This window comes from uncultured Psychrosphaera sp. (assembly GCF_947500655.1).
GTDB lineage: Bacteria > Pseudomonadota > Gammaproteobacteria > Enterobacterales > Alteromonadaceae > Psychrosphaera.
Genome location: NZ_CANMSK010000011.1, coordinates 1 through 13,024 on the forward strand (window position 1 = coordinate 1; position 13,024 = coordinate 13,024).

Below are 13,024 nucleotides of genomic sequence, written 5' to 3' on the forward strand. Positions count from 1 at the left end.
TAATTGATATCGGATTTTGAACTATTCAAAAGATCGGTCAATGGATCGTTAAATATTTCTTAACTGATCGGCATTACTCATAGTGAGCCTTTTTATTTAATCAAAGATTAACTATTCGTCGTCAGCTTCATCTACACTTTCATCGGTAGATTCTGCGTCTGAAGCTTCAGGTGTTTGTTCACCTTCAACAGCCGCTTCTGAGACTTCAGGTTCAATCACATTACCGTCTTCATCTAACAATAATGTATCGTCTTCTTCAATCTCTTCTATACGAGCTAGAGCAACAACGTTTTCACCTTCTATTGTTCTGATCAAACGCACACCTTGTGTGTTACGACCAACAACAGAAACTTCATTTACTTTAGTACGAACTAAAGTGCCCTTGTCACTAATGATCATAATTTCATGGGTATCTGCAACTTGTGTTGCACCAACAACCAATCCATTTCTGTCACTAACTTTAATAGATACAACACCTTGTGTTGCACGACTCTTAGCTGGGTAATCTGCTTGAGGTGTACGTTTACCAAAACCATTTTCAGTTACGGTTAAGATATTACCGTCTTCATCAGGTACGATTAACGACACTACTTTAGCGTCTTGCGTTAATTTAATACCACGAACACCAGTAGCGGTACGTCCCATAGAACGAACTTGGCTTTCATGGAAACGAACCACTTTACCGTTTTGCGAGAACAACATGATTTCATTTTCACCATTGGTCAATGACGCACCAATTAGTTTATCTCCATCATTTAAGCCTAACGCAATAATACCGTTTGCTCTTGGACGAGAGTATTCAGTTAATGCTGTTTTCTTAACTGTACCATTAGCTGTTGCCATAAATACAAACTTATCAGCTTCATATTCTTGTACAGGTAAGATTGTAGTGATCTTCTCGTCTGCATCCAATGGCAATAAATTGATAATTGGACGACCACGAGATTGACGACTTGCAAGAGGTAATTGATATACTTTTAACCAGTATAAACGACCTTTATCAGAGAAACATAAGATAGTGTCATGGGTATTTGCCACTAAAAGCTTCTCGATGAAGTCTTCATCTTTCATCTTAGTTGCTGACTTACCACGACCACCACGGCGTTGTGCTTGGTAATCTGTTAATGGTTGATACTTACAGTAACCTTCGTGTGAAAGTGTTACTACAACATCTTCTTCATTAATAAGATCTTCAAGGTTGATATCGTGTGACGCATCACGGATTTCAGTACAACGTTCATCACCGTATGTTTCACGGATAACCGCTAATTCATCACGAATAACTTCCATTAAACGTTCTGGGCTACCAAGAATTTCTAATAACTCGCCAATTAACTCTAAAATTTCACTGTATTCAGCAAGAATTTTTTCATGCTCTAAACCAGTTAATCTGTGTAAACGTAGTTCCAATATAGCTTGAGCTTGTTGCTCAGTCATATGGTACAGACCATCACGTAAACCAAACTCAGGCTCTAACCATTCTGGACGAGCTGCATCTTCACCCGCTTTTTCAAGCATTTGAGATACATGACCTAATTCCCAGCCTTGCGCCACTAATTTTACTTTAGCTTCTGCAGGTGTTGGTGAGTCTTTGATCATTGCAATAATTGGGTCGATATTAGCAAGCGCAATCGCAAGCGCTTCTAATATATGGGCACGGTCACGAGCTTTACGTAAATCAAATACAGTACGACGCGTAACAACTTCACGACGGTGAGAAACAAATGCTTCTAGCATTTCTTTCAATGTATGAATTTTTGGTTGGCCATGTGTTAATGCAACCATATTCATGCCAAACACAGTTTGTAACTGAGTTAATGAATATAATTGATTAAGGATTACTTCTGACGGTTCACCACGTTTGATTTCGATAACAATACGCATACCGTCTTTATCAGACTCGTCACGTAATGCAGTGATACCTTCCACTTTTTTATCTTTAACTAACTCAGCAATTTTTTCGATTAATCTTGCTTTGTTAACTTGATATGGAATTTCAGTAACGATAATAGTGTCTTTACCGTTTGATTCATCCGTTTCAATAGTTGCAAGCGCACGAATATAAACTTTACCACGGCCAGTATTATAGGCTTCTATAATGCCCTTTCTACCGTTGATGATAGCGCCAGTAGGAAAATCTGGGCCTGGAATATGTTCCATTAACTCTTCAACAGTAATATCTTCGTTAAAAGATAAAGCTAATGTAGCGTCAATAACTTCACGTAATGAATGTGGAGGAATATTCGTTGCCATACCAACAGCAATACCAGAAGAACCATTAACTAATAAGTTAGGCACTCGAGTTGGTAATACAACTGGAATATGTTCTTGACCATCGTAGTTAGGAACGAAGTCTACCGTTTCTTTTTCTAAGTCAGCTAAAAGTTCGTGTGCCATTTTTTCCATACGAATTTCGGTATAACGCATTGCCGCCGCTGAGTCACCATCAACAGAACCAAAGTTACCTTGGCCGTCAACAAGTGTGTAGCGTAAAGAGAAAGGCTGAGCCATACGAACGATTGTGTCGTATACCGCACTATCACCATGTGGGTGATATTTACCGATAACGTCACCTACAACACGTGCAGATTTTTTGTATGGCTTGTTCCAGTCATTTTTTAGCTCATTCATCGCGAATAATACACGACGGTGAACCGGTTTTAAGCCATCACGTACATCTGGTAATGCACGACCTACGATAACGCTCATGGCGTAATCTAGGTAACTGGTTTTTAATTCTTCTTCAATATTAATAGGACTAATATTATCAGTATGATCTGTCATAAACGTATGATTCCCTGCAACTACTTAGAGTAAGTTTTTATTAGTATTATCTTACTCGCGATTGTAACACATTCTTATCGTCACGCTAGTCCAATTTCAGCGTCTTTATTACCTACCCTATGCAAAATGTATAAAAATTGATTATTCGGCGTTTGAGTACTCTCTATTTGCGTTTTAATTGAACAATTACAATTATTTCACCTATCTTTATTTTTTTGTGACTCATATAATCACAAATAATTACCTTATATATAGTGGCACAAATTTTATGAGTTCAAATCCTATTGAAAATACCAATGTAGATTCCAACGAAATCGAGAAATTTAATTCCATTGCTGAGTCTTGGTGGGATATGGAAGGCAACTTTAAGCCTTTGCATAAGTTAAATCCGGTACGAGTGTCTTATATTCAAGAAATGACTAACTCTGTTGCCCATAAAGAATTATTAGATATTGGTTGTGGCGGCGGCATATTAGCCGAAAGTCTGGCGAAACTGTCGGCCAACGTGGTTGGTATCGATTTAGCCCAAGATTCATTAAATGTAGCTAAATTACATGCATTGGAAGCCGGTATTAAAAACGTTACCTACCAAAACATCAGTGCTGAAAGTTTTAGCCAACAAAACTACCAACACTTTGATGTCGTAACTTGTATGGAAATGCTTGAGCATGTTCCGGATCCAGAATCTATTATTTGCGCTGCAGCAAATGCCTGTAAACCTGGCGGAAAAGTATTTTTCTCTACATTAAATAAAACAGCGAAAAGCTATTTATTGTCTATTGTTGCTGCTGAGAAAATATTGAAGCTAGTACCGAACGGCACTCATGAATTTGAAAAATTTATAAAACCAGCTCAATTAATAAAATGGGCAGAACAATACGGTTTAAAAATAAGAGATGCGATTGGTCTGCATTACAATCCGTTAAATGAACAATTTACGTTAAAGCCGAATATCGATGTTAATTACATTTTGTATTTTGAAAAACTAGATCAATAAGAAGTTGGAACAATAAAAACAAGTTCAATAAACACCCAAAACGATCATTTTAAAACCAATTAACTGTATTGTTTTACTTGTTCAAAGCAGTAGTCTATTTGTCGCCGATTTTTAGATTTAAATTGGCGACGTGAGAAAAAAATTAATTTATAAAATGTGATTTTTTATTATAAAACCTAGACTTTCTTAAGCGCTTATTCATGGGTTATTGTGTAGCGTTAGGAGCTACTTACAAGACGATTTATTACACAAATCATAAACAATTTTCAGCTTGCATTCCCACCCAAGACACACTATCTTGTGTCTATAATAATTTTTAGACACTACATGATGTGTTTTTAAACAAAACCACTACTACATATAGTTGTCAACAAAAAAACAATTTCAGCATTGCTAGAACAAATAATATAAAGGATGAATTCGTAAGATGAATCAGCAGCTATCTGTTAGTAAAAGAGATGGAATTAAAGAACCTCTTGATCTAGATAAAATTCATAGAGTTATCACTTGGGCCGCCAAGGGTTTAGATAACGTTTCTGTCTCTGAAGTTGAAATAAAATCTCATATTCAATTCTATGATGGGATAAAAACTGAAGACATCCACGAAACGATCATAAAAGCTGCCGCAGATTTAATATCTGAGCAAACACCAGATTATCAATATTTATCAGCTCGTTTAGCAGTATTCCATTTACGTAAAAAAGCGTATGGTCAATTTGAGCCACCTCGCCTATATACTCACGTAAAAACTATGGTAGAAGATAAGCGTTATGATCAACACTTATTAGAAGACTACACAGCCGCTGACTTTGATGAAATGGACAAATTTATTGTTCATTCACGCGATTTAGATTTTAGTTATGCCGCTGTAAAACAGTTAGAGGGCAAATATTTAGTCCAAAACCGTGTTACTGGCAAAATATATGAAAGTGCTCAGTTCTTATATGTATTAGTTGCTGCGTGTTTATTTGCTAAATATCCAAAAGAAACCAGATTAGATTTCATTAAGCGTTTTTACGACGCGACGTCAAAATTCAAGATTTCATTACCAACGCCTATAATGGCTGGTGTTCGTACCCCTACTCGCCAATTTAGCTCTTGTGTATTAATAGAAGCGGGTGACAATCTTGACTCTATAAATGCCACTACATCAGCGATTGTAAAATACGTAAGTCAACGTGCTGGTATTGGTATCAATGCTGGTCGAATTCGTGCATTAGGTAGCGCAATCCGTAACGGTGAAGCTTTCCATACAGGTTGCATTCCATTTTATAAACACTTTCAAACAGCGGTTAAAAGTTGTTCTCAAGGTGGTGTTCGTGGCGGCGCTGCAACTTTGTTCTATCCGTTATGGCATTTGGAAGTTGAGTCATTATTAGTTCTTAAAAATAACCGTGGTGTAGAAGAAAATCGCGTTCGTCATTTAGATTACGGCGTACAGTTCAACAGAACTATGTATCAACGTCTTATTAAAGATGAATACATTACCTTGTTCAGCCCTTCTGACGTACCTGGTTTATACGATGCTTATTTTGCAGATCAAGACTTGTTTGACGAGTTATACGTTAAATATGAAAAAGACGAAAATATTCGTAAAAAACGCATTAAAGCAGTTGAGTTATTTGCCCTATTTTTAAATGAACGTGCAAGTACAGGTCGTATTTATCTACAAAATGTAGATCACTGTAATACTCACAGCCCGTTCAATCCTGAATTTGCGCCAATTAGACAAAGTAACTTATGTCTAGAAATAGCCTTACCAACCAAACCTTTAAATAATGTAAATGATGAAGAAGGTGAAATAGCTTTATGTACGTTATCGGCCTTTAACTTAGGTGCAATTGATTCTTTAGATGAACTAGATGAACTTGCTCAATTAGCAGTAAGAGCATTAGATAACTTATTAGATTACCAAGACTACCCTGTTCCAGCTGCACTTAATGCAACTATGGGTCGTAGAACCTTAGGTGTTGGTGTTATTAACTTTGCTTATTACCTAGCTAAAAATGGCGCTAAGTATTCTGATGGCAGCGGTAACAAGTTAATTCACCGTGCATTTGAAGCTATCCAGTTTTACTTATTAAAAGCATCTAATGATTTAGCGAAAGAACGTGGCGCTTGTCCTAAGTTTAATGAGACAACGTACGCTCAAGGTTTGTTGCCAATTGATACGTATAAGAAGTCGGTAGACACTTATTGTGATGAACCTCTTCATTTAGATTGGGAATCATTACGTACTGAAATAACGAAACATGGTTTACGTAACTCAACATTGTCAGCACTTATGCCTTCTGAAACGTCTTCGCAAATATCTAATGCGACTAACGGTATTGAGCCACCACGTGGTTTGATTTCTGTTAAATCAAGTAAAGATGGCGTATTAAAACAAGTTGTTCCAGAGCTGAACCGCTTACGTAACCAATATGAATTATTGTGGGACATTCCAAATAACGAAGGTTATTTGCAACTATGTGGCATTATGCAGAAATTTGTTGACCAAACTATTTCAGCAAACACCAATTATGACCCAACTAAATACCCGGATAACAAAGTGCCTATGCAACAATTGTTGAAAGACTTGTTAACGGCATATAAATACGGAATGAAGACCTTGTATTACCATAACACCCGTGACGGTGCTGGTATTACTACAGGTAAGCAAAAAACCAATCCAACCACAGTTGTTATTGAAGATGATGACGATTGTGAAGGCGGCGCTTGTAAGATTTAACGCTTGTTGAAAAACAAACGTTAAAAATAGGGAATATATGCCCACTACTAATTGTGGTGGGTACTTAAAGAATTAGAGATAAAAACAAATATGAAATACACCACGTTTAATCAAAATATTGTCGACGCATTAAAAGAGCCTATGTTTTTTGGTCAGCCAGTTAATGTTGCTCGTTATGACCAACAGCGTCACGGCATTTTTGAAAAGTTAATTGAAAAACAACTTTCGTTCTTTTGGCGTCCAGAAGAAATTGATGTGAGTAAAGACCGCGCTGATTTCCAAGCAATGACGGACAGCGAAAAACATATTTTTATCTCAAATTTAAAATATCAAACTCTGTTAGATTCAATTCAGGGTCGTAGCCCTAACGTTGCCCTGCTTCCAATTACGTCATTACCTGAGTTAGAAACTTGGATTGAAACTTGGTCGTTCAGTGAAACCATTCACTCACGTTCTTATACACATATCCTAAGAAACTTATTTACTGATCCAAGTGAAGTGTTTGACGATATCGTTAGAAATGAAGAAATTTTAAGACGCGCATCAGATATCTCTAAATACTACGATGACTTAATTTTCTGTACTCAGTTGTATCAAACTGTAGGTTTGGGCGAACATGTTGTTGATGGTGTTACTTATAACATCACCCTTAGAGAGCTTAAAAAGAAACTTTACTTAGCGGTTAACTCTATTAATGCGTTAGAAGCGATTCGTTTTTACGTAAGTTTTGCTTGTACTTTTGCCTTTGCAGAGCGTGAAATAATGGAAGGTAACTCTAAGATCATTCGCTTAATTGCTCGTGATGAAAACTTACATTTAACATCGACTCAACACATTCTTAACTTGTGGGCTGATGGTCAAGACGATCCTGAAATGCAAGAGATCAGCCTTGAGTGTTTTGCCCAAGCTAAAGAAATTTTTGTAAATGCGGTAGACCAAGAGAAAGAATGGGCTAAATACCTATTTAAAGATGGTTCTATGATAGGTCTAAATGAAGAAATATTGTGTCAATATGTTGAATATATTGCCAATCATCGTCTATCTGCTATTGGTATTCCAGCAATGTATGATATTAAGAGCAACCCTCTTCCTTGGATGAACAAGTACTTAGAGTCTGACAACGTGCAAGTTGCACCACAAGAGTCTGAGATAAGTTCTTACCTGGTTGGTCAGATTGATTCAGACGTTGATGCAAGTGCCTTTGATGACTTTGAGCTATAGACGATAAGCTGCGAGTTTTGAGCTGCGAGAGACGAGTTTTAAAAGCTTTGTAGCTTTCAGTAAGACAATAAAAAAGGTGATTTCAGAAATGAAATCACCTTTTTTTGTTTTTGCTTTTTCTTAATTAGCAAAAGTAGCTAAAGTTGCTAAAAACAATTCACATTGTTAAAGACGTAGCCGACTAACGAGGTACAAACCTATTTCGTCTTTCTTTATCATCGGTTAAATACGTATAACTACTCAAACAGTTCTCATAAAAGTCCGTAAGCTGCACACCTACTCTTGGTTTGATCTGCCCTTTTGATACTTTTTTATCTATCTCTTTTTTAATGTTATTAGCTAGAATTTCTGAGCTGTATTGCATGGTTGATAACACATCGCCCATTGCTGAGCCATGAACAACTTCTTCAATGTAATAATCTTTTGGATCGTCGTCGTAGCTATAAATATGTACTTCATTTAGTCGGCCAAACAAATTATGCATATCGCCCATTACGTCTTGATAAGCACCGGTTAAGAAGATCCCTATATGATAATCTTCATCCGCTTTAAGCTCATGTAAAGGCAAGGTATTACTTGTGCCATTGGTATCAATAAAGTGGTCAATTTTTCCGTCACTGTCACACGTTATATCAACTAAACTAGCAATTTTAGTTGGCTTTTCTGACAAACGATTAATTGGCACAATAGGCAATACTTGCTTAATTGCCCAAGAATCAATAGTTGATTGAAATACCGAGAAATTCACTAAATATTGAGACGATAATAACGATGAGATCTCCATTAGCTGCTCAGGAACAAACTCTTCACCAATTAAATGCTGGTTAATTTGCTCTAGCGTTTGCCAATATAAGCTTTCCATTTTCGCCATATCTTTTAAACTAAGTACGCCTAAATTAAATGCGCTCACCATTTGTTCTTTTATCGACATCAAATCGTTGTACATTTCTTGGTAATTATCGGACGTTAATTCTTGTGTAATATCACGTATATTAGTAATTAATATATGTTCGTCGTCTTCCACACTTGTATCGAACTTAGTGCTATTGGGTTTTATTTCACCAATGACTTTTGCTACAACACAGGAGTGGTGAGCGGTAATGGCTCGGCCACTTTCACTGACAATATTAGGGTGTGGAATATCGTTTAAGTCGCATGTCTGTTTAATGCCGTAAACGATATCAAGTATGTATTCTTCGGTGGAATAGTTGCACGATGAATTGTTAGTCGACTGGCTACCGTCATAATCAACCGCTAAGCCACCGCCAACATCAATGTACTGTAACGGGACGCCATACTTAACTAAGTTCATGTAGACCATTGAGGCTTCTTGAATTGCACCTTTAATGGAACGAATATCTGTTAACTGGCTACCAATATGAAAATGTAATAACTGGATGCTGTCTGCAAAGCCTTGTTGTTTTAGGTAATCCACGGCATTTAGCATTTCAACGTAGCTTAAACCAAACTTAGCGCGTTCTCCGCTTGAGTTTTTCCACTTACCTTTGCCTTTTACCATTAACTTACTGCGTAAACCAACAACCGGCGTAACGCCCATTTCTTTAGCGATTTTAACTAAGGTTTTTAATTCATTAAACTTTTCGATAACAATGATAATGTTACGGCCAATTTGTTGACCCAACAAAGCTAACCTAAAATATTCTTCATCTTTATAACCGTTTAATATGGTTAAAGATTCTTTATTGGTGTTGTAAGCCAAAGCGGCCATTAGTTCAGGTTTCGACCCTGCTTCTAAGCCGTAATTAAATTTCTCACCAGCGTTAACAATTTCTTCAACCACTTCACGCATTTGGTTAACTTTAATTGGAAAAACACCAAAGTATTGTCCGGTGTATTCCGCATCGGCTATAACGCGACGAAAGGTGGTATTTAAGGTTTCCACTTGTGAACGTAAAATATCGTGAAAGCGAATAACAGCTGGAAATTTAATCCCAGTTTCCGTCATTTCTTCTACAATCTCTTGAATATTAAGCGTTAGATTTGGCTGATGATGATCTGGGGTTGCTAACAAGTCACCTTTATCACCAATAGAGAAATACCCTTTACTCCAACGGCTCACGCCATATAGCTTATCTGAGTCTTCAAAAGACCAGGTTTTAGTTTCGGTAATTCTATTTGGCATTATTTACTGCACCACCATTGTTATTGTTACTACTCTTACCGCTGCTGTTTAAACATAAGATAAGCTCGCGTACTACTTTTGCAGCAAATACATCGCTGTTTCCTGATGCATCAATATTGGGAGCGAGCTCTACTACATCACAACCGACAAAGTTTTTCTTTGTTAATATTTTGCAAAGACTGATAAAAGAATGAAAGTCTTCACCGCCCGGCTCTGGTGTGCCAGTTCCTGGGAAAAAGCTTGGATCAAAGTAGTCTAAATCTAAAGTTAAGTAAATTGGTCTGTCATCTGGAATACTTTCTATTTTATTAAGAAACGACGCTCTGTCTTTTATTAGACTGTTATTTTCATTCATCCAAACATATTCATCTTTGGTACCAGAGCGAATTCCGTATTGGATAAGTTCATGCTTTGGCCCAAAATGATCAACCACTCGTCTAATAATAGAGGCGTGAGAGTAGTGATAACCTAAATAACCATCTCTTAAGTCTGCATGTGCGTCTAAATGCACTAAGGCTAAATCATCATATTGCGCTAAATAGGTTTTTATAGGCGCATAAGAAATAGAATGTTCACCCCCTAAGGTCAACACTTTAACCTTATCTTGCTCTAATTTCACATCGGAAAATAGCTTAATAAAGTCATTAGTGCCCTTTTGCCATAATGCTTGAATGAATTCAGGCGACGCTGATTTTAGTTCCTCTGCAGACATAGGTACTGAATTTTTAGCCGTATTTGTCGCAAATAAAGATAAATTACCAAGATCAACAAACGACACACCGTCAATGTCATCATCAAGATACGGAGAATAAGACTCAATACCATCTGAAACCGATCTTAATGCGTCTGGGCCATCTTTAGTACCTTTACGGAAACATGCAGTTCCATCAAACTCAAACCCAATAATATGGATGGTATTGCTGAAAATGCCAACCTGTTCTACAGCACATTCAAAAATGACTTCAGCGGGATTGAGATTTACATTAACTGCTTTTATTAAATTCATTACGGTGCCTAAAACAAAATTTGTAACTGATTACTCTTTCAAGAGGACTGCGCATTATAATTTTTTTTACTAAAAACTCGATCATTTATTGTGAAATAAGCTAATTTTTGTAGAATACGCCATCGAAATTTAGCTAATAGCTTAAATCAATCTTGCGGAGACTCCACTCTTGTTTTTTGAAGGCGCTGAAAAAAAAGCCGAAATCCAAGTTGATAGCCAAAAACTATCGCTACTAAACGACATTCCAAACGAGTATTGGCATGACTTAGTACATAAATGTGAAGCAAAAATACTTTCTTCTATAGAGAATAAATATTGTAAAGCTTTTCTGCTGTCTGAATCTAGCCTATTTGTTTGGGATGATAGATTCTTAATATTAACTTGTGGCGAAACCAAGCTTATCAATTCAATTGAGTTTTTTATTCAAACATACGATGTTGTCGTGTTAAAACAAGTGACCTATCAACGTAAAAATGAATACTTCTCTCATGCTCAACCGAGCTGTTTTGGCGATGACTTAAAAATACTTGCTAAATATCTTGATGGACAAGCATATAGATTTGGTGCACTTGATGGCCACCACAACTACATTTTCCATTATGAGAATGACTTTGAGGCTGATCAACAAGACAAAACCTATGAGCTTTTGGCTTATCAAATAAGCGAACGAGCATCAAAACTCTTGTCTACTGAAGGCTTATCTAAACAACAAATTAGAACCTTGTTTAACTTTGACCAACTTATCCCTGGCTTTGCTATAGATGATTTTGTATTTGAGCCTTATGGTTACTCGTTAAATGCAATTAAAGACGATAAATACCTGACCATTCATGTGACACCACAAGAATCCAGCAGTTACGTTAGTTTTGAATCTAACATCGACTTAATCTCGTTAACGCCACAAATAATGCAAGTGTTAGAGCCAGAGTCGTTTGATATTTTGACTTACAATGAATTTGATTACGTTGAAAAAGTAAATCAGTTTATTCCACGTGAATATCAAGCAACCTGTAAAATTCAACAAACATTAACCAATGGTTATGAAGTCAAATTCAGTAACTACTTAAAACCATCAGCTGAATTTACTTCACCTGCAAAAATTAATATCAATGGAGATAACCATGCACTCTGATCTATGGGTAGAAGAAAAATTTGAAGACTTTTTGGGACTTCGTTTAAAAGTAGAAAAAGTTTTGTTCTCAGGAAAAAGTGAATTCCAAACTGTAGACGTGGTGGAAACCAAAGGTCATGGCAAAATGTTACTTAACGATGGTTTGATCATGGTGACTGAACGTGACGAATTTGCTTATCACGATATGATCTCTCACGTTCCTTTGTTTATTCACCCTAACCCTAAAAAAGTATTAGTGATTGGCGGTGGTGATGGCGGCTCAGCGCGTGAAGTTATTCGTCATAAAGGCGTTGAAAAATGCACTATGGTAGAAATTGACGCTATGGTGGTTGACGCTTGTAAAGAGTTTATTCCTCTTACAGCAAGTGCATTAGATGACGACAGAATAGAGTTAATTATTGGTGACGGTGTTCAATTTGTAAAAGACACCACAGAAAAGTTTGACGTCATTATTATAGACAGCACAGACCCAATTGGCCCTGCGACACCATTATTTGGCGAAGAATTTTACCAAGACGTAAACAAATGTTTGTCCGACGATGGTATTGTTGTGTCTCAAGGCGAAACACCTTGGTACGGTAAAGAAATTCAACACTCTTTACTTAGCGTATTAAACAACGTATTTGATAATACTTACATGTATAGCTTCAGTAACTTAACTTACCCAGGTGGTTTATGGTGCTTTACTTTAGCCTCTAAAAAGTATCATCCAATTAACGACTTTAACGCTGATGCAGTAGATAAAAGTGGTTTAGAATTTAAGTATTATAACAAAGGCGTACACACAGCGGCTTTTGCTTTACCAAATTTTATTAGAGACGGTTTACAGCATTTACTTAAAAACTAATTATTAAAGCCAATTGAAAGAGTAAGGCGTTATTTTATGTAATAACGCCTTACTCTTCACGTGAATTACACCTCGTATTACGTTATAATATTTTCCCTCAAAGAGCATAAAAACGCTTTCAAAAAAATAATAAAGGCTGAACAAACACTTATGTTCAATAACT

Annotated in this window: 8 protein-coding genes; 5 read left to right on the plus strand and 3 right to left on the minus strand. The window is 36.6% G+C overall.

Annotated elements, in window-relative coordinates; translation table 11 throughout:
• Positions 1-111: 111 nt before the first annotated feature.
• Positions 112-2,784 (minus strand): DNA topoisomerase (ATP-hydrolyzing) subunit A, encoded by a 2,673-nt coding sequence (gene gyrA / locus Q0940_RS10365; RefSeq protein ID WP_299268031.1) that lies wholly within the window; start codon positions 2,782-2,784, stop codon positions 112-114.
• Between the two features lie 268 nt (positions 2,785-3,052).
• Between gyrA and ubiG the strand changes: the two genes are divergently transcribed.
• The 3 genes from ubiG (at position 3,053) to nrdB (ending at position 7,733) form a co-directional block, all read left to right on the plus strand.
• Positions 3,053-3,781: a bifunctional 2-polyprenyl-6-hydroxyphenol methylase/3-demethylubiquinol 3-O-methyltransferase UbiG gene (ubiG, locus tag Q0940_RS10370; RefSeq protein ID WP_299268035.1), complete on the plus strand. Its 729-nt coding sequence runs from the start codon at positions 3,053-3,055 to the stop codon at positions 3,779-3,781.
• A 427-nt stretch (positions 3,782-4,208) separates the two neighbouring features.
• Positions 4,209-6,512 carry a class 1a ribonucleoside-diphosphate reductase subunit alpha gene (gene nrdA, locus Q0940_RS10375; protein ID WP_299268037.1) on the plus strand — a complete coding sequence of 768 codons (2,304 nt, stop codon included), beginning with the start codon at positions 4,209-4,211 and terminating at the stop codon, positions 6,510-6,512.
• Between the two features lie 90 nt (positions 6,513-6,602).
• Complete coding sequence (gene nrdB, locus Q0940_RS10380; RefSeq protein WP_299268040.1) at positions 6,603-7,733, plus strand: class Ia ribonucleoside-diphosphate reductase subunit beta; 1,131 nt, start codon at positions 6,603-6,605, stop codon at positions 7,731-7,733.
• Positions 7,734-7,914: 181 nt separating this feature from the next.
• On the opposite strand, the gene speA is transcribed toward nrdB, so the two are convergent.
• Both speA and Q0940_RS10390 read right to left on the minus strand, forming a co-directional pair.
• Positions 7,915-9,876, minus strand: a complete 1,962-nt coding sequence (gene speA, locus Q0940_RS10385) for a biosynthetic arginine decarboxylase (protein WP_299268043.1) — start codon at positions 9,874-9,876, stop codon at positions 7,915-7,917.
• On the minus strand, positions 9,866-10,882 hold the full coding sequence (locus tag Q0940_RS10390; RefSeq protein ID WP_299268046.1) for an agmatinase family protein: 1,017 nt from the start codon (positions 10,880-10,882) through the stop codon (positions 9,866-9,868). The genes speA and Q0940_RS10390 overlap by 11 nt, the downstream gene beginning before the upstream one ends.
• 169 nt (positions 10,883-11,051) lie before the next feature.
• Here Q0940_RS10390 and Q0940_RS10395 point away from each other — a divergent pair, with 169 nt between their 5' ends.
• A complete protein-coding gene (locus tag Q0940_RS10395; protein WP_299268049.1) occupies positions 11,052-12,014 on the plus strand; it encodes an adenosylmethionine decarboxylase in 963 nt (320 codons plus the stop codon).
• Entirely contained in the window at positions 12,004-12,861 is an 858-nt protein-coding gene (speE, locus tag Q0940_RS10400; protein ID WP_299268052.1) for a polyamine aminopropyltransferase, read from the plus strand. Before Q0940_RS10395 ends, speE begins: the two co-directional genes overlap by 11 nt.
• The last annotated feature ends 163 nt before the right edge of the window (positions 12,862-13,024 follow it).